Origin of the sequence: Planosporangium flavigriseum (genome assembly GCF_011947225.1) — a bacterium.
Classification (GTDB): domain Bacteria; phylum Actinomycetota; class Actinomycetes; order Mycobacteriales; family Micromonosporaceae; genus Planosporangium; species Planosporangium flavigriseum.
In genome coordinates, this window is record NZ_JAATVW010000001.1 from 78,975 (window position 1) to 95,956 (window position 16,982).

Sequence of the window (16,982 nt, forward strand, 5' to 3'; positions counted from 1 at the left end):
TCTTCGAAGTGCGGAAGTCCTTGTGCTAGCCGTCGGAAGTGGCTTAACGTGACGGTGGTTTGTTCGGAAGAAGCGGTGGGTGCTGGAATGTCCTTCACGCAAGTCGTCCCGTGCGACTTCGTCGTCTTCGGCGGTACCGGTGACCTGGCCATGCGCAAGCTGCTACCGGCCCTGTACCTGCGCGATGTCGACGGTCAACTGCCGCCCGCGTTCCGCATCGTCGGGGTGTCGCGCGCCGGGTTGGACAACGACGGCTACCGGGGAAAGGTCGAAGCCGAACTCGGTACGCACGTGCCGGCGGCGGCGCTGTCCGCCACCGCGGTCGCCTCGTTCCTGCGCCGGCTGCACTTCGTCAGCGCGGACGCCGCCGCCGGCAGCGGGGACTGGCAAAAGCTCGTCGACCTGCTGGCCGAAGCGCCGGACCGGACTCGCGTGTTCTACCTGTCCTGCGCGCCTCGGCTGTACGGACCGATCAGCCGGACGCTGGCAAACAGCGGACTGGTCAGCGAGCAGTCCCGGGTGGTGCTGGAGAAGCCCATCGGGGTCGACCTGCAGTCGGCCCGCGACATCAACGACCAGGTCGGCGAGGTCTTCGCCGAGTCGCAGGTCTTCCGCATCGACCACTACCTGGGCAAAGAGGCGGTACAGAACCTGCTTGTGCTGCGGTTCGCCAACATGCTGCTGGAACCACTGTGGAACGCCTCGGCGATCGACCATGTCCAGATCACCGTGGCCGAGTCGCTCGGCGCGGGGCAGCGAGCTGGCTACTACGACGGTTCGGGCGCGCTCCGGGACATGGTGCAGAACCACCTGTTGCAGCTGCTCTGCCTGGTGGCCATGGAGCCGCCGGCGAGCGTGACCGACGACGGCGTCCGCTACGAGAAGCTGAAGGTCCTGCGCGCACTGCAGCCGGTGACCGGCCAGCTCGCGGCGACGCACACCGTACGGGCGCAGTACGAGGCCGGAGCGCTCGACGGCCGGCCGGTGCCCGGCTACCGCGACGAGCTGGACGGCGCCGAGAGCGACACGGAGACCTTCGTCGCGCTGAAGGCGGAGGTACACAACCTGCGCTGGCGCGGGGTTCCGTTCTATCTGCGGACCGGCAAGCGGCTCGATGCCCGGCGCTCCGAGATCGTGGTGGCGTTCAAGCCGGTCCCCCACTCGATCTGGCCGGGGCTGGAGCCGACGATGACCCCGAACCGGCTGGTCATCCGCCTGCAGCCGGACGAGGGCGTACGGCTCCACATGCTGGCCAAACAGCCCGGCCCGGGCGGAATTCAACTCCGGCCGGTCAATCTCGGACTCAACTTCGCCGACCAGATCCCCGACCGCATCCCGGACGCGTACGAGCGGCTGCTGATGGACGTCGTACGGGGCAACCCCACGCTGTTCATGCGCCGCGACGAGGTCGAGGCGGCCTGGGTATGGACCGAGTCCATCCTGCACGCCTGGCGCGACGGGCACGCCCCCGTGCACCGGTACCCGGCCGGCAGCGACGGCCCGACCGCCGCGCACACGCTGATCGAATCCGATGGCCGCCACTGGAACGAGGACAACGCGTGAACGAACCGACGAACAGCACGGTGCACCCCGTTGTACAGGAGGTCACCGACCGGATCCGCCAGCGCAGCGCGGTGACCAGGGCGGCGTACCTCGACCGCATCGCGGCCGCGGCCGAGCAGGGCCCGGCCCGGTCCCGGCTGGCGTGCGGCAACTTCGCGCACGGGCTGGCCGCGATGGGTACGCCGGACAAGGAGGCGCTGCGCTCCTTCGTCAAGCCGAACGTCGCGATCGTGTCCGCGTACAACGACATGCTTTCGGCGCACAAGCCGTTCGAGACGTACCCCGCGCTGTTGAAGCAGGCGCTCCGCGAGGCCGGCGGGATCGGGCAGTTCGCTGGCGGTGTCCCCGCGATGTGCGACGGCATCACCCAGGGCCGCGACGGCATGCAGCTGTCGCTGTTCAGCCGGGACCTGATCGCGATGGCCACCGCGGTGGCGCTGTCCCATGACATGTTCGACGCGGCGCTGATGCTGGGCGTCTGCGACAAGATCGTCCCGGGTCTGGTCATCGGCGCGCTGGCCTTCGGGCACCTGCCCACGATCCTGGTGCCCGCCGGTCCGATGGCCTCCGGCCTGCCCAACAAGGAGAAGAGCCGGGTCCGGCAGCGGCACGCCGAGGGGCTGGCCAGCTCCGACGAACTGCTCGCCGCGGAGATGGCCTCCTACCACTCCCCCGGCACGTGCACGTTCTACGGCACCGCGAACTCCAACCAGATGCTGATGGAGGTCATGGGCCTGCACCTGCCCGGCGCCAGCTTCGTGCACCCGCACGACCCGCTGCGCGACGCGCTGACCCGCGGCGCGGCGGCCCAGGTCCTGCAGCTGACCGCGCTCACCGACACCTACACTCCGATCGGCCACGTCCTCGACGAGCGGGCCGTCGTCAACGGCGTGGTGGCGCTGCTGGCCACCGGCGGGTCGACCAACCACACGCTGCACCTACCGGCGATAGCGGCCGCGGCCGGCATCCAGCTGGACTGGGCGGACTTCGCCGACCTGTCCGCGGTCGTACCGCTGCTCACCCGGGTGTACCCCAACGGCCCCGCCGACGTGAACCACTTCCACGCCGCTGGCGGCACCGCCTTCCTCATCGGGGAACTGCTCGACGCCGGCCTGCTGCACCCGGACGTACGGACCGTCGCCGGGCACGGGCTTTCCGCCTACCGCCTCGCCCCGGCCCTCGAGGGCGATGAACTGATCTACGAGTCCGCGATGGCCGACAGCCTCGACCTCGACGTGCTGCGACCGGTGAGCAAGCCGTTCGCCGCCGAGGGGGGCTTGCGGATGCTGCGCGGCAACCTCGGCCGCGCCGTCATCAAGGTCTCTGCCGTCGCCGAACAGCACCACGTGGTGGAGGCGCCGGCCGCGGTCTTCGACGACCAGCACGACTTCCTGGCCGCCTTCGCCGCCGGTACGCTCGACCACGACTTCATCGCCGTCATCCGGTACCAGGGCCCGGCCGCCAACGGCATGCCGGAGCTGCACAAGCTCACCCCGGCGCTCGCCGTGCTGCAGGATCGCGGTCACCGGGTCGCACTGGTCACCGACGGGCGGATGTCCGGCGCCTCCGGCAAGGTCCCCGCCGCCATCCACCTCACCCCCGAGGCTGCGGCCGGCGGACCGATCGCGCGCATCCAGGACGGGGATCTGCTCCGCCTCGACGCCCGCGCCGGAACGCTCGAGCTCGCCGTCGGTGACGAGGAGCTCGCCGCCCGCGCCGTCGCGGACCAACCGCCGCAGCAGCAGGCCCCGTTCGGCACCGGACGGGAACTGTTCGCCGCCTTCCGTCAGCACGTCGGCCCGGCCGAGTACGGTGCCAGCGTCATCCACTCCCGTCCGAAGGCCTTCGCATGACCACGCTGACCTCTGCCGACCTGCTCACCCTGAGCCCGGTGATCCCCGTCGTCGTCCTCGACGACGCCGACCGGGCGGTACCGCTCGCGCAAGCCCTGCTCGCCGGCGGCATCCCAATCATCGAGATCACCCTGCGGACCCCCGCCGCGCTGGCCGCGATCAGCGCGATCGCCGAGCACGTGCCGGACATGGTCGTCGGCGCCGGTACCGTCACCAGCCCCGTTCACGTCGAGAAGGCCATCGCCGCCGGCTCGCGGTTCCTCGTCTCCCCGGGGACCACCGAGACGCTGCTCGACGCCATGGCCGGCAGCGGCGTGCCCTACCTGCCCGGCGTCGCCACGGTCTCCGAGGCGCTGCGCGTACTCGAGCGCGGGCAGCAGGAGATGAAGCTGTTCCCCGCCGAGGCCTCCGGCGGCCGGGCGTTCCTGCAGTCCCTCGCGTCGCCGCTGCCCGACGCCCGGTTCTGCCCGACCGGCGGGATCACGCCCGACACGGCGCCGCTGTACCGCGCGCTGCCCAACGTCGGCTGCGTCGGCGGCAGCTGGCTCACGCCGGCCAAACTGATCGCCGCCGCCGACTGGGCGCAGATCACGCAGCTCGCCACCGACGCACTCCGCTGACGAGGACCTCAGCGGCGGAGTAGCCCGCGAAGCCAGGACCGTACCCGGTCCCGGGCACTGCGGCGGGTCCGCTGACCGACCCAGGACGTGTCAAACACGCCGGGTCGGTCAGCGAGGACCGCGACCTCCGGGGCCGTGACCCGTACGGGCGCGGGCCCACCCGCGAAGCATCTGCACATCCCCTCGGGATGCACGTGCCGCCATCCCCCGACTGCGGGGGCGGCGGCGCATGGCACCGGTTCGTCAGCTGCCTCGGTCAGCGGTGGACGGCTCATGACGCTCCTCATCGACGCGGGGGAAGACGGTCGATCGCGCCGTCGACAGCGTACGCACCCTGGCGGCGAAGCCACCTGTCGTCTTCTGGCCGCACCGCGTCGGCGCCCACCGCCGGTCATGTTCAGACCGGCCTACCAGCGACGCATCGTCCGTTCGTACGATATCCGGCATCCCCCTTGGGGCCTATGCCACCGCGCCGGGGCCGGAGCGGAGAGTCAGGAGCAGCATGGCCGACATGTTGATCAACACCCGTGACGTCAGCGACGGCAGTACGGTGATCGAAATCCACGGGGAGGTCGACATCAGCTCGGCGCCCCGGCTCTGGCAGATCCTGGTCGACACCGCCACCGAGCTGACCCCGACCCGGGTCGTGGTCGATCTGCAGTATCTGACCTTCATCGACTCCACCGGGATCGGCGCCCTGGTGGCCGGGCGCAATGCGGCTCAGGCCATCGGCGTCGGGTTCACCGTGCGCAATCCGAGTCCGTTCATCACGACGCAGCTGCGAGTGACGGGTCTGTACGACGTCCTGGTGAGTGACGGGTAGCCCGTACCGCGGGCGCGGGACCGAACCAGCCCAGCGGCTACCTGTCGCCGCTGCTGGCCTTGCGCCGCGAGTTCACCGCTTCCTTCACCGCCCTGGCCCTGTCCTGCACCCGGCGCTGCCAGCGGCGCGCCCACATGTACTCGGTGGCTAACAGCGCCAGGCCGGCGAGGATCGGTGGGATCGTCCACGGGCCGGGCAGCACGACCGCGGCCAGGCCGGCCACGATCAGGGTCCCGCCCATCACCGCGACGAGCGGCCGCCGCACCGAGGCCGGTAAGCCGGACAGCGCCTTCAGCGGGCGGGGACGGTCGTCGTTGATCTCGCGCATGACAGCCACTGTGCCAAATGCGCGCAATTCCACAGTCGGCACCCACCGCAATATCCAATGCCGACTACGTCACAGCCGCGCGCCTACCGCCACTCGCCGGTAGCGAGAAAGCGACGCATTGTCTCGGTGTACGGCGCCAGATCGAGCCCCTCGCCGACGACCCACTCGTCGTTGTAGTACGTGTGGGCGTAGCGTTCCCCGCCGTCGCACAGCAGCGTCACCACGCTGCCCACCTGCCCGGCGGCGCGCATGCCGGCGATGACGCTCAACGCGCCCCACAGGTTGGTGCCGGTCGAGCCACCCGCCCGCAGGCCGGTCACCTCGGCGAGCAGGCGCATCGCCGCGATCGAGGCCGCGTCGGGCACCTGGATCATCCGATCGATCACCGCCGGAATGAAGCTCGGCTCGCACCTCGGCCGGCCGATGCCTTCGATGCGCGATGCCCGTCCGGTGGTCCGGGTCGGGTCATCGTCGACCCAGCTGTCGAAGAAGGCCGAGTTCTCCGGGTCCACCACGGCAAGGCTGGTGGCGTACCTGCGGTACCGCGCGTACCGCCCGATCGTGGCGCTGGTGCCGCCGGTACCCGCGCCTACGACGATCCAGCTCGGTACCGGATGCCGCTCCAGCGCCATCTGGTTGAAGACCGACTCGGCGATGTTGTTGTTGCCGCGCCAGTCGGTGGCCCGTTCGGCGAAGGTGAACTGGTCGAGGAAGTGGCCACCGGTCTCCCGAGCTATCCGGTGGGCCTCGCCGTACACGGCCGTCGGGTCGGTGACGAGGTGGCACCGGCCGCCGTGGAACTCGATCAGCGCGATCTTCTCCGGACTCGTCGACGCCGGCATGACCGCGACGAACGGCAGGCCGAGCAGCCGGGCGAAGTACGCCTCGGAGACCGCGGTGGACCCGCTCGATGCCTCCACGACCGTCACTCCCTCCCGGATCCAGCCGTTGGCCAGTCCGTACAGAAAGAGCGAACGGGCCAGCCGGTGTTTCAGGCTGCCGGTGGGGTGTACCGACTCGTCCTTGAGGTACAGGTCGATGCCCCACTCCGCCGGCAGCGGGAAGACATGCAGGTGGGTGTCTGCGGAGCGGTTCGCGTCCGCCTCGACTCGTCGAATCGCCTCGTCCACCCAGGCACGAGCGGACCCGCTGTACCGATCGACCGACCGGACCGGCTGGCTATCCAAGGCATGGCTCACGCGCTAGAGCGTAGTGGGAGATCCAATGGTCCCCAATTCCTCATCTTCGACCGAAGTCGACCGATACGCATGGTGCACAGAAGGCAAAATTGCAGCAGTTGACTGGTGCATGGAGCGCTGATGGATCCGGCAAGCCTCATCGGCGTCGGACTCGCGTTCGCCGCCATCCTCATAGCCATGACCCTGGAGGGCACTCCGGTGTCGGCCATCCTGCTGCCGGCGCCGCTCATCCTCGTCGTCTTCGGCACGGCCGGCGCCGGCATCGCCAGCGGCCTCATCCGCGACGCCCGCGGCACGATCAACCAGGCCAGGCGAGCGTTCCTCACCAAGCTCGGCAGGCCCGACGAACTGGTTGACGTTATGGTCAAACTCGCGGAGAAGGCTCGCCGCGAGGGCCTGCTCGCCCTCGAGAGCGCGCTGGACGACGTCGCCGACCCGTTCCTCAAACACGGTCTGCGACTGGCGATCGACGGGGCCACCTCCGAGGAGCTGCGCGAGATCCTCGAAGGTGAGGTCGACGCGAAGCGCATCGCCGACAGGTCAGCCGCGAGCATCTTCACCGACATGGGCGGCTTCGCGCCGACCATCGGCATCATCGGTACGGTCATCGGCCTCGTCCACGTACTGTCCAACCTCAGCCAGCCGGCGACCCTCGGCCCCCTCATCGCGGCCGCCTTCGTGGCGACGTTGTGGGGCATCCTGACCGCGAACGCGATCTTCCTACCGATCGGCAAACGGCTCAAGCGCCTGTCGGAGATCGAGTGCGACCAGATGGATCTGGTGATCGCCGGGATCGTCGACATCCAGGCCGGCGCCAACCCGCGACTGCTCGCCAAGAAACTGCGCAGCCTGCTGCCTCCCGACAGCAACAAAAGCGCCAGAGCCGCCTAGCAACGACCAGGCCGGAGCGGGTCATCGGAGCCTGCCGCGGCGGGTTCACGGCAGGTTCGGCAACGGCCACACCTCGCCGGTGGAGCTGTCGACGAGGGCGGCGCGGTCGATCCGCGCGGTGAGCGGCAGGATGTCGTACACGGTGGTGGCGACGAGGGGTAGCTGATCGAGCCGGGCCCGCGGGGCGACCGAGCAGTGCGGCAACCAGCCGCCCACCTCGTAGTGGGTGTGCACCACGGCGCCGGTATCCCGGACCGCCGCCAACACGACCTCCTGACGGGGCACGAGATCGGCCGGCACCCCGGGAACGAGACAGACCCGGCCACGGCGAAACGCACCGAGCGCGTCGAAGACCAACGGGAACGAGCCCCGGTCGGGCAGCGCAGCCACCGCCTCCCGCACCGCGTCGAGCCGCCACCGCAACAGCACCACATACGACAGGTGGGGATGGTGCCGCCCGTGCGTGTGCGAGCGGAGCGTCGCCACGCCCCGCTGTTCGAGCTTGTCCCACAGGCTGCGCAGGGCGCGCTCGGTGCGGCCGTCGAAGAGCAGACACACGGCTAAGGCCACGAGCGACAGTATGCACAGGGCCGACCCGTACGCCCGCCGACGCCCGGAACAGGACGGCACCCATCACCATCGATGGTTAGCAATAACATTATTAAGTCATTCTTAGCATTTACTTTAAACCGCTTTTTACGCCTTCCATTTTGGAACGTGCCTGATCATCCTGTTCATACGTCCTGTGCGTCGGATGAGAAGGATGGCCGAAAATGGACAACGTAGTCCCTGGAGATCAGGCAAAGCTCCAGATCGGGGTGGAGCCTGCCGGGCGCGACGAAGTCATCATGACCGTAGGCGGCAAACTCGGCGCCGGGACCGCCCACCGACTCCGAACCGCGATCACGGCGATCCTCAACCGCGAGGGCGTCCGCACCATCGGCCTGGACCTACGCCGGCTGAACTCCATCGACTCCACCGGCATCGGCACCATCGTGATCGCCCAACGCATCAGCGCGCAGGCAGGCGTTCGGCTCCGGCTGACCGCGGTCAGCGCCTTCGCCGCCCACCTCCTCAGCACGCTCGGCGTGGACGTCATGCACGGACTACCACCGGCCCACCTCAGTACCGCCGCCCTGGCCGGTGCTGACTGAGCCGACGCGCCTGGACGGCACCGCCGGCGACCTTACGGCCGGTACGCCCCTCGATCGCCCGACGAACTGATCACCCAGAGGACCTCCGACCGGCCCGGGCTGACGTTGACGACCCGGTGCGGGGTGTCACTGCAGAAAACGACCGAGTCGCCGGCTTCCAGGAGAAAGAGGTCCGAGGCGAGTTCCACCTTCACCGCGCCGGACGTGACGAGCAGCAACTCTTCGGAATCGCCGGGTGCGTATCGCGTCTCGCCGGTCGATCCGTTGGGCTCCAGTTTGATGGCGAACACCTCGAGACGCCGCAGCGGCTGCGGCGTCAGGAGGAACTTCATGGCGCTGCTGCCGAATGGCAACGTCGGCCGCCAGGACTCCCGCATGACACGTACGGCTGCGGTGGCGTTGGCGCTGAAGGCGTCCGCGAGAGTGATCCCCACAGCGCTCGTGATGAGGCGCAGCGAGGCGACACTCGCCTGGCTCAACCCCCGCTCGAATTGACTCAGGAAGCTCTCCGACAGGCCAGTGGCCGCGGACAGCTGCCGCAGCGTCATCCGCCGGCGCATCCGGGCCGCGCGGATGGCGGTGCCGACCGAAGCCGGACCCACCGCCTCATCGGTGGCAATGGAGACCCCGTCATGCGCCATAGCGCGCCGCTATCTGGGCGCATTGTCGACGAGGCCTCGCGCGATGACGCGCAGGGCGAGCGTCTCGTCGGCACCCTCGAAGAGCGAGAGGACGCGAGCGTCGAGGAAGAACCTCGATACCGGGTACTCCTCGGCGTAGCCGTATCCGCCGTGCATCTGCTGTGCCTCCCGGGTCACCCACTCGGCCGCCCGGCAACTGAGGGACTTGACCATCGAGGCTTCGAGCTGTCCTCCGCCCGACGCGATCAGGCGGGCGCATGCGTACGTGTACGCCTGGCATCCGGCGAGGAGGAAGGCCATCCTGGCGAGCTTCACCTTCGTCAACTGGTAGTCGGCCAGGGCCGCGCCGAACACGTGACGCTCCCGGGCGTAACCGGCGGCCGCCTCGAACGCCGCCCGCATGAGGCCGACCGCGCGCGCCGCCGTCTGCATCCGGCCGTTCGCAAAGGCCTTCATCTGCAGGTAGAAGCCCTTGCCGAGCCCCGCCTCGCCGCCGATCAGGTTCGCCGCCGGCACGACGAAGTCTTCGAAACTGATCTCGAAACTGTGCATGCCCCGGTAGCCGATCGTCCTGATCGCCCGCGCCTCGATGCGTCCCCCGTGCTCGCCCTCGTAGCTCCAGGAATGTCCCGGGAAGGGCGGCTTCTCGATCACGAACAGCGACAGTCCCCGGTGCTTGTCCTCGCGTGTGCCCGTTCGAGCCAGCAGCAGAAGCAGGTCGGCTCTACCGCTGAACGTCGACCACGTCTTGACCCCGCTGATCCGGTAGTAGTCGCCGTCGCGCGTCGCCCGGACCGTCAGATTGGCGACGTCGGAGCCGTAGTCCGGCTCCGTCACCGCCACGGCCACCATGAGGTCCCCGGCGGCGACCCCGGGCAGCCACCGGGCCGCCTGTTCCTTGACACCGCCGGTGAGGACGGCGGTGGCCAGGATCTCCGGTCGCGTGATGAACGGGCCGGCCAGTCCCATGGAGCCACGGGTGATCTCCTCGGTGGCCACGAGCATGGCGAGCAGATCGTCTTCGCTGTAGCCGGACGGCCCGCCCGACGCGGAACCCCCGTACTCGGCCGGGATACCCATGCCGAACAGACCCAGGCGGGAGAACTCGCGGATGATCTCCTCGGGGATGTCGGTGTCCCGAGAGTGCACCTCTTCCGCCAGCGGGGCCACCTTCGTCGTGGCGAAGTCACGGAAGACGCGTCGCGCCAGGTCGAGTTCTTCCGGTAACGGAACCGACGGCAGCCCGACCGTTGCGACCTGCTCGCCTACCGCGCTGAGCAGCTGAGGTGACCGAGCCCGGGCGAGCGCCTCCGCCAGCTCTCCGCTGTGCCACGGAAGTCCGGTAGCGCTCCAGTGGCGCTCCCGCCCCTGCAGCATGGCGCCGATCTCCGCAACGACGTGCCCGGTGAACGCCGCCGTCAACATCTCCTGCAGCGGACCGGAGTCGCCCCAGGGGAGCATCGCCTCGGCCGCCCCGACGAGACACGCCGCCGCGGCCAGGTCGTACGCGTACGCCTGTTCGCGGTCCAGCGCCGCCAGATCGACGCGCCCGTCCGTTCCCCGGCAGTCGTTCGCCAGCCGCAGGATCCCCTGATCCACGACCGCCCGGGCGGCCGCGATCAACGCTCGTGTGTGCTCCATCGTCACCATCACCTCTCCTGCCGCGTTGGCGACATCGCATGAAGGCCTGATCTGGCTGCCTTGGCCAGGCTGGCCGCCGGGTCTTCCATCGCCGCGACGTCTCCGGCGGTTTCGACCAGCGTGACGACCCGCGCGTCGGTGTCGAGCCCCTCGTCGGCCGCACCGGCGAGCACGAGGACGGGCAGTCCCCGCCGGAGCGACTCCCGTACGACAAGGCCGGGCGCCTTGCCCAGCAGCGAGGTCGCGTCGAACCGTCCCTCTCCGGTGACGACCAGGTCCGCCCAGTCCAGTTGCTCCGCCAGGCCCAGGCGTTCGGCGATCACGGACGCGCCATCCGACAGCACCGCCCCCGCCGCCGCGAGACCGCCGGCAAGGCCGCCAGCGGCGCCCGACCGCGGCAGATCCCACACGTCCACGCCGTACTTGGCCGACAACTCGTCCGCGATTCGCCGCAGCCGCCGGGTGAGCAGCGCTACCTGGCGGGCGTCGGCGCCCTTCTGCGGGCCGAAGACCCGTGCCGCGTCTTTGAACGGCGTCGCGACGTCGGTGATCACCCGAACCAGTCCCGGCCGGAAGGGGAGGTAGCCCGCCAGGGCCGCGAGCGCTCCCGCACCGCCGTCCGTCGTCGCCGACCCGCCCATGCCCACGATGACCTCGTCGGCGCCGGCGTCGATAGCCTCCCGGATCAGCTCCCCGGTGCCGGCGCTCGTCGCCGCCCAGGCGTCGTTGGCGGCAGCCCCGCCGGCGACGACGAGACCGGAGGCCGCCGCCGACTCGAGGACGGCCAGACCGTCCACCAGCCGCCAGCCCGCCCGCACCGGCGTACCGAGTGGGCCCGTCACCACGGAGTACCGGTTCGGTCCGCCGAAGGCCTCGACGGTGCCCTCTCCCCCATCCGCCATCGGAAGCGTGCGCACCACCGCGCCCAGCCGCTCCGCCTCCGCCGCGATGACGTCGGCCGCCTCCCGCGACGTGAGCGTGCCCTTGAACTTGTCCGGCGCTAGGAGAACCCGCCACGGCGGCGACGACGGGTCCCCGGTAACCCCGCGACGGGCGAAGTCCTCGATCGCTTCGGCGCTGTACCCCAACTCGGCCAGTACCTCGCTGGTGTGCTCACCGAGCAACGGCGGCGGCGCCACGCGTACGGGCCACGACGGCGCGGCCGTGAACGGGCTCCGCAGTTGGGCGAGGTCCCCGACCGTCGGGTGGCGCACCGGCACCGTGTGCGGGTTGGGCTCGGCGAACACCTCGGGGAGCGTGTTGACCGGGGCGCAGGCGACGCCGCTCGCGCGGAGCAGGGCCAGTGCCTCGTCGCGGGAGACGCCGGCCAGCTCCGACGCCACGTGCGGGCCGACGTCGGCGACGAGGAACGTACCGCCTCCACATGCGACGGCGCGCGACGCGTCGGAAGGCCGGCCCGCGAAGAGGTCGAGCTGGGCGAACATCTGCGCGCCGAGGAGGCTGACGTCGACGCTGCCGCCCATCCCGGAGCGCAGTCTGCGGTACAGGGCGGCCGTGATCCCGACCGCGGCGAGGCCACCACCCGCGAAGTCCGGCAGGCTCACCCCCATCCGGACCGGTGCCGCACCGTCGGCGAGTCCGGCCAGCATCGCGCCGCTGATCGCCTGGATGATCGGGTCGTTGGCCGGCTGGTCGGCGTACGGCCCGGTCTGGCCGAAGGCGGAGATGTGGCAGTAGAGCAGGTCGGAGTTGAGCCCCGCCACCTGCTCGTACCCCACGCCGAGGCGCTCGGCGGTACCGGGGCGCAGGTTGTGCACGAGCACGTCGGCCGTGCGGACCAGGCGGTGAACGACCTCGCGCCCTTCGTCGGTCTTCAGGTCGAGCGCCAGGCTGCGCTTGTTCCGGTTGAAACCTAGGTAGATCGCGCTCTCGCCGCCGGCGAAGACGCTGCCCATGGTCCGGGCGATCTCGCCCCGCCCCGGTGGTTCGACCTTGATGACATTCGCGCCGAGATCCGCGAGCAGCATCGTGCACCAGGGACCGGCCACGAAGTGCGTAAGGTCCAGGACGGTGATGCCGGTGAACGGTGCCGTCATACCGTTCGCTTCTCCGGGCTCAAGGACAGCAGTCCCCAGTCGTCATGGAGCCGGCGGTAGAGCGCCTCGACGATCCAGTAGTTCCCGTACGGCATGACGTCCTCGAGTGGGAACCGCGAGATGCCCGCTCCGGCCTTCTCCGGGGGCAGCCGGCCCCAGCTGCTGTGCAGCAGGACGCCGCCCGGCGACAGGTAGTTCGCCAGCAGCTCGTCGACGATGGCCTCGCCGGCGGAGCGGGCCCAGGCCGCGGACTCGGGGTCCAGCCGCGCCAGCCGCAGCAACGCGTTGGCGGCGATGGTCGCGCTGCAGGAGTCCCGCGGGACGCCCGGCGCGGCGGGGTCGGCGAAGTCGTAGAACGGGACGCTGTCGGCGGGCAGGTTCTCGACGTACCACCGGCAGACACGCCGTGCCACGTCGAGGAAGTGCGGGTCGCCGCTCGCCTCGTACACGTTGACGTAGTTGTGCAGGGCCCACGACTGCCCCCGCGCCCACGTCGACTCGTCGGAGTACCCCTGCATGTTCCACCGCCGGGCCGGCTCACCGGAGGCGAGGTCGAACTCGATCGCCTGGTACGTGGATCCGTCCGGCCGGACGATCCCGTATCGCAGCAGGTTTGTGTTGTGGTCGACGGCGATCCGCGCCCCGCCCGGCCGGAAGCCGGCCGACCAGTAGAAGGGCAGCAGGTTGAGCCCCGTGTCGATCACCGCCCGGTTGACGCCGGGCACCTGGAAGAAGATCCCCAGTGGGGGGTCGAAGTTCTCCGCGTACCGGTCGACCGCGTCGAGCCCGGCCTCGACCAGCGCCGTGTCCTCCACGCAGCGGCTACCGAGGCAGACCGCGTAGAACAGGTCGCTGCCGGCGGCCGAGAACCCGGGTGGCCGCTGACGCAGGCGGTCGGCGACGGTACGCGTCAGCTTGCCGGCCGCCGCCGCGACCCTGTCGTCGCCGAAATGACGCGCCACGAGCCAGAGCCGGCCGGCGAGAAACCCGGTCCACTGGAACGTGGCCCACGCGTCCGGCCGGTACTCGGTGTCCAGCGTGTACCCGCCGGTGAGGTAGCTGAACTTCGGTACGGCGCCGGCAGGAGCCTGCTCCAGCAGGTCGAGTACGGGCTCGCAGCCGGAGCGCACCCGCTCCATGGCGCGACGTGCCGCATCGACTCTCGCCATGTCCCGTTGGTCAACGGTCGCCTCTGCCATTCCCGTCCTTTTCTCGGTTGTTCCGCGATGCCCGCGCCGTTCCGCGACGCCCACGCCGTTCCGCGACGCCCGCTCACGCTCACTCGACCGAGTCGCGCGCCGCGGCGGCGACCCCGGACGTCAACAGCCACGCGGTCAGCTCCGGCGAGAACCCGCACTCGGCCAGTACGTCCACTGTGTGCTCACCGAGCAGCGGCGGAGCCGAGCGCACCGGCATCGCCGCTCCGTCGACGCGGATCGGGAGGCCGATGGTGTCGAGGTCACCCGCCGCGGGATGGCGCATCCGCTGGACGAGTTCGTTGTGGATCACCTGCGGGTCCGACAGCGCCTCACCCAGGTCGTTCACCGGACCGCACGGCACGCCGTGCGCGTGCATCCGCTCCAGCCACTCGTCCCGGTCGCGCTCCAGCAGGATCGGTTCCAGCAACGCGACCAGCTCCTCCCGGCGCCTCGTCCGTTCGACGTTCGTGGCGAAGTCCGGATGGTCGGCGAGTTCCGGTCGCCCGATCGCGAGGCACAGCTTCTGCCAGAACTTGTCGTTGATCGCCGCTATGTACAGGTACCGGTCGCCCTTGCAGCGGTAGGCCTGGTAGGGCGCGAACCGCGGGTGCGCGCTGCCCAGGCGGGGCTGCTCCTCCCGGTTGATCAGGTACTCCTGGGCCCGCGGGCCGAGCGCGAAGACCTCCACGTCCAGCAGGTTCAGGTCCAGATGCGCGCCCCGGCCGGTACGCGTGCGGCCGACCACCGCGGCGAGGATCGCGAACGCGGCCATCATGCCCGCGCCGAAGTCCGGGACGCTGACGCCCTGGCGCGCCGGGGGGCCGTCGGCGTCGCCGGTGATGCTCATGACGCCCGACATCGCCTGGATGATCGGATCGTTGCCGGGCATGTCCACGTACGGGCCGCTCTGGCCGAACGCGGAGATGGACGCGTACACGATGCCGGGGTTGACGGCAGCGGCCGTGTCGTAGTCGACGCCCAGCTCGGCGGTCTTTCCCGGCCGCAGGTTCTCGACCAGGATGTCGGCCGTCCCGACCAGCCGCTGGAGCACCTCGCGCGCCTCGGGGCGTTTGAGGTCGAGCGCGATGCTGCGCTTGTTGCGGTTGAGGGCGAGGAACACGGCGCTCTCCCCGCCGGCGTAGACGCTGCCCGCCTGCCGGGACATGTCTCCGCTACCGGGCCGCTCGACCTTCACGACGTCGGCGCCCAGGTCGGCGAGGACCATCGTGCACCAGGGCCCCGCCGCCAGGTGCGACAGGTCCAGGACGCGCAGCCCGGACAGCGGCAGGTTCGCGCTCACGAAAAGTCTCCTCGCGTACGGGATTCAGCGGCTGCGACCGCCGGGACGTCGTGAATCCGCAGGGAGCGGTCGATCCATTCGCGGTCCCAGGTGCCTTCGGCGATCGCGCGGCTCTCGGCCTCCTCCGCGACGCGTTTCGCCTCGGCCGCCGCGATCACGTCCTCGGCTCGGTGCCGCGGGATGACCGCGATCCCGCACTCGTCGCCGACCACGAGGTCGCCGTCCTCGATGACCACTCCGGCCAGGGAGACCGGGCAGCGCAGGTCACCGGGGCCGTCCTTGTAAGGCCCCAGCTGGCTGACGCCGACGGCGAAGACCGGCGGCGCGGCCGCCTCGAGGTCCGAGCGGTCCCGAACGGCGCCGTCGACGACGAGCGCGGCCAGGCCCTTCGTTCGCGCGTACTGACCCATCAGGCCCCCCAGGGTGGCGCGCTCCATCGTCCCCCCGGCCGCGACCACGAGAACCTCGCCGGGGCGGGCGACGTCAAGGGCCTTGTGGACGACGAGGTTGTCCCCTGGTCGGGTCCGGACGGTCAAGGCCGGACCGGCCACCACCTGACCGGCGGCGAGGCCGGTGATCGGGAGGATGCCGGGCGCCCCCGCCCACCGGCCGAAGACGTCGGAGATCAACGATGTCGACAGCCGCTCCGCGCGCTCGATGAGGCCGCGCGGGGGTAACGGGGTGGCTGGGTGGACATAGCAGTCAGCAGGCATGCGCCTTCCTCACGCTCGCGTCAGAAAACTCTCGTCAGGAAACCGGATTGATGGGTGGGTCGCCGGCGAGCACGGACAGGACGTTCGCCACCGCCACCTCGCTCATCCGGCGGCGCGTCGACTCGGTCGCGCTGCCCACATGTGGCATCAGGACCACCCGTTCCCGCAGGTCGAGCAGCTCGCTCTCCACTTCGGGTTCACGCTCGAAGACGTCCAGCCCCGCTCCCGCGATCTCACCCGCCCGGAGCGCCCGGGCCAGTGCCCGCTCGTCGACGAGTGGGCCACGGGCGGTGTTCACCAGTACCGCGGTCGGTTTCATCGCCCGGAGCGCCGCGGCGGAGATGAGGTGCCGGGTCTCCGGTGTGAGCGGACAGTGCAGGCTCACGAAGTCCGACTGGGCGAGCAGCTCCGGCAGGCCCACGCGCCGGGCGCCGATCTCCGCGTCGTCCGCCGGATGCCCGGGTGACCGCCCCACGTACCGCACCGGCATGCCGAAGCCCAGGTGCGCACGTCGCGCGACCGCCCTGCCGATGCGGCCCATGCCGACGATGCCGATCGTCCTCCCGGAGACGTCCAGACCCATCGGGTGCTGCATCAGCTGCCACCCGGTGTACTCGCCGCGGCGCAGCATCGCGTCGCCCTCGGGTATCCGGCGGGCGACGGCCAGCATGAGCGCGAGAGTGAGATCGGCGGTCGCGTCCGTGAGGACGTCGGGGGTGTTGGTGACCGCGACTCCGGCACCGCTGGCCGCCGCCACGTCGATGTTGTCGTAACCGGTTGCCACGTTGGCCACCACGCGAAGCTGCGGGTTCGCCGTGAACACGGTCGCGTCGACCCGGTCGGTCAGGTGCGTGATGACCGCGGCGGCGCCGGCGCAGAGGTCGGCGAGCTCCTGCCCCCCGACGGGCCGGGCCTGGGCTGACTCGACGACGTCGAGGCCGGCGGAGCGCAGCTTCTCGCTGGCCTCCCGGTGAATGGGCTGCGTGACGACGACTCGCAT

At 70.4% G+C, this 16,982-nt stretch carries 16 protein-coding genes; 6 read left to right on the forward strand and 10 right to left on the reverse strand.

All coding sequences use genetic code 11. The features are described from left to right. The first annotated feature begins 87 nt into the window (after positions 1–87). The 4 genes from zwf to HC028_RS00350 all read left to right on the forward strand — a co-directional run bounded on the left by zwf (position 88) and on the right by HC028_RS00350 (position 4,859). Positions 88–1,563: a glucose-6-phosphate dehydrogenase gene (zwf, locus tag HC028_RS00335; protein ID WP_168071691.1), complete on the forward strand. Its 1,476-nt coding sequence runs from the start codon at positions 88–90 to the stop codon at positions 1,561–1,563. Further along, complete coding sequence (edd, locus tag HC028_RS00340) at positions 1,560–3,416, forward strand: phosphogluconate dehydratase (RefSeq protein WP_239075384.1); 1,857 nt, start codon at positions 1,560–1,562, stop codon at positions 3,414–3,416. Before zwf ends, edd begins: the two co-directional genes overlap by 4 nt. Further along, positions 3,413–4,036 (forward strand): bifunctional 4-hydroxy-2-oxoglutarate aldolase/2-dehydro-3-deoxy-phosphogluconate aldolase, encoded by a 624-nt coding sequence (gene eda, locus HC028_RS00345; RefSeq protein WP_168071692.1) that lies wholly within the window; start codon positions 3,413–3,415, stop codon positions 4,034–4,036. The genes edd and eda overlap by 4 nt, the downstream gene beginning before the upstream one ends. 502 nt (positions 4,037–4,538) lie before the next feature. Then, positions 4,539–4,859 (forward strand): STAS domain-containing protein, encoded by a 321-nt coding sequence (locus HC028_RS00350; protein ID WP_168071693.1) that lies wholly within the window; start codon positions 4,539–4,541, stop codon positions 4,857–4,859. Positions 4,860–4,896: 37 nt separating this feature from the next. On the opposite strand, the gene HC028_RS00355 is transcribed toward HC028_RS00350, so the two are convergent. Further along, positions 4,897–5,187 (reverse strand): PGPGW domain-containing protein, encoded by a 291-nt coding sequence (locus tag HC028_RS00355; protein ID WP_168071694.1) that lies wholly within the window; start codon positions 5,185–5,187, stop codon positions 4,897–4,899. An 83-nt stretch (positions 5,188–5,270) separates the two neighbouring features. Further along, on the reverse strand, positions 5,271–6,386 hold the full coding sequence (gene cds1, locus HC028_RS00360; RefSeq protein WP_275408229.1) for an L-cysteine desulfhydrase Cds1: 1,116 nt from the start codon (positions 6,384–6,386) through the stop codon (positions 5,271–5,273). A 120-nt stretch (positions 6,387–6,506) separates the two neighbouring features. Between cds1 and HC028_RS00365 the strand changes: the two genes are divergently transcribed. Further along, complete coding sequence (locus tag HC028_RS00365) at positions 6,507–7,277, forward strand: motility protein A (protein WP_168071695.1); 771 nt, start codon at positions 6,507–6,509, stop codon at positions 7,275–7,277. Positions 7,278–7,322: 45 nt separating this feature from the next. On the opposite strand, the gene HC028_RS00370 is transcribed toward HC028_RS00365, so the two are convergent. Then, positions 7,323–7,847, reverse strand: a complete 525-nt coding sequence (locus tag HC028_RS00370; protein WP_168071696.1) for a 2'-5' RNA ligase family protein — start codon at positions 7,845–7,847, stop codon at positions 7,323–7,325. Positions 7,848–8,050: 203 nt separating this feature from the next. On the opposite strand from HC028_RS00370, the gene HC028_RS00375 reads away from it, so the two are divergent. Continuing rightward, on the forward strand, positions 8,051–8,431 hold the full coding sequence (locus tag HC028_RS00375; RefSeq protein ID WP_168071697.1) for an STAS domain-containing protein: 381 nt from the start codon (positions 8,051–8,053) through the stop codon (positions 8,429–8,431). Between the two features lie 32 nt (positions 8,432–8,463). Here the strand turns inward: HC028_RS00375 and HC028_RS00380 are convergent, their stop codons facing one another. The 7 genes from HC028_RS00380 to HC028_RS00410 all read right to left on the reverse strand — a co-directional run bounded on the left by HC028_RS00380 (position 8,464) and on the right by HC028_RS00410 (position 16,982). Continuing rightward, positions 8,464–9,072 (reverse strand): helix-turn-helix domain-containing protein, encoded by a 609-nt coding sequence (locus tag HC028_RS00380; RefSeq protein WP_168071698.1) that lies wholly within the window; start codon positions 9,070–9,072, stop codon positions 8,464–8,466. 9 nt (positions 9,073–9,081) lie between these two features. Then, positions 9,082–10,713: an acyl-CoA dehydrogenase family protein gene (locus HC028_RS00385; RefSeq protein ID WP_168071699.1), complete on the reverse strand. Its 1,632-nt coding sequence runs from the start codon at positions 10,711–10,713 to the stop codon at positions 9,082–9,084. Positions 10,714–10,721: 8 nt separating this feature from the next. Further along, complete coding sequence (locus tag HC028_RS00390; protein WP_168071700.1) at positions 10,722–12,770, reverse strand: CoA transferase; 2,049 nt, start codon at positions 12,768–12,770, stop codon at positions 10,722–10,724. Then, positions 12,767–13,939: a hypothetical protein gene (locus HC028_RS00395; protein WP_168071701.1), complete on the reverse strand. Its 1,173-nt coding sequence runs from the start codon at positions 13,937–13,939 to the stop codon at positions 12,767–12,769. Before HC028_RS00395 ends, HC028_RS00390 begins: the two co-directional genes overlap by 4 nt. A gap of 109 nt (positions 13,940–14,048) precedes the next feature. Further along, a complete protein-coding gene (locus HC028_RS00400; protein ID WP_168071702.1) occupies positions 14,049–15,269 on the reverse strand; it encodes a CaiB/BaiF CoA transferase family protein in 1,221 nt (406 codons plus the stop codon). Then, positions 15,266–15,982, reverse strand: a complete 717-nt coding sequence (locus HC028_RS00405) for an RraA family protein (protein WP_168071703.1) — start codon at positions 15,980–15,982, stop codon at positions 15,266–15,268. The genes HC028_RS00400 and HC028_RS00405 overlap by 4 nt, the downstream gene beginning before the upstream one ends. A 34-nt stretch (positions 15,983–16,016) precedes the next feature. Beyond that, complete coding sequence (locus tag HC028_RS00410; RefSeq protein ID WP_168071704.1) at positions 16,017–16,982, reverse strand: 2-hydroxyacid dehydrogenase; 966 nt, start codon at positions 16,980–16,982, stop codon at positions 16,017–16,019.

What these genes read in the sequence shown, in the direction of transcription:
- HC028_RS00390 (WP_168071700.1), bottom strand. Translation starts at nt 12,770, where the DNA reads ATGACGGCACCGTTCACCGGCATCACCGTCCTGGACCTTACGCACTTC.
- HC028_RS00350 (WP_168071693.1), top strand. Translation starts at nt 4,539, where the DNA reads ATGGCCGACATGTTGATCAACACCCGTGACGTCAGCGACGGCAGTACG.
- HC028_RS00395 (WP_168071701.1), bottom strand. Translation starts at nt 13,939, where the DNA reads ATGGCGAGAGTCGATGCGGCACGTCGCGCCATGGAGCGGGTGCGCTCC.
- HC028_RS00365 (WP_168071695.1), top strand. Translation starts at nt 6,507, where the DNA reads ATGGATCCGGCAAGCCTCATCGGCGTCGGACTCGCGTTCGCCGCCATC.
- HC028_RS00375 (WP_168071697.1), top strand. Translation starts at nt 8,051, where the DNA reads ATGGACAACGTAGTCCCTGGAGATCAGGCAAAGCTCCAGATCGGGGTG.
- HC028_RS00410 (WP_168071704.1), bottom strand. Translation starts at nt 16,982, where the DNA reads ATGCGAGTCGTCGTCACGCAGCCCATTCACCGGGAGGCCAGCGAGAAG.
- HC028_RS00405 (WP_168071703.1), bottom strand. Translation starts at nt 15,982, where the DNA reads ATGCCTGCTGACTGCTATGTCCACCCAGCCACCCCGTTACCCCCGCGC.
- HC028_RS00385 (WP_168071699.1), bottom strand. Translation starts at nt 10,713, where the DNA reads ATGGAGCACACACGAGCGTTGATCGCGGCCGCCCGGGCGGTCGTGGAT.
- HC028_RS00380 (WP_168071698.1), bottom strand. Translation starts at nt 9,072, where the DNA reads ATGGCGCATGACGGGGTCTCCATTGCCACCGATGAGGCGGTGGGTCCG.
- eda (WP_168071692.1), top strand. Translation starts at nt 3,413, where the DNA reads ATGACCACGCTGACCTCTGCCGACCTGCTCACCCTGAGCCCGGTGATC.
- zwf (WP_168071691.1), top strand. Translation starts at nt 88, where the DNA reads ATGTCCTTCACGCAAGTCGTCCCGTGCGACTTCGTCGTCTTCGGCGGT.
- HC028_RS00355 (WP_168071694.1), bottom strand. Translation starts at nt 5,187, where the DNA reads ATGCGCGAGATCAACGACGACCGTCCCCGCCCGCTGAAGGCGCTGTCC.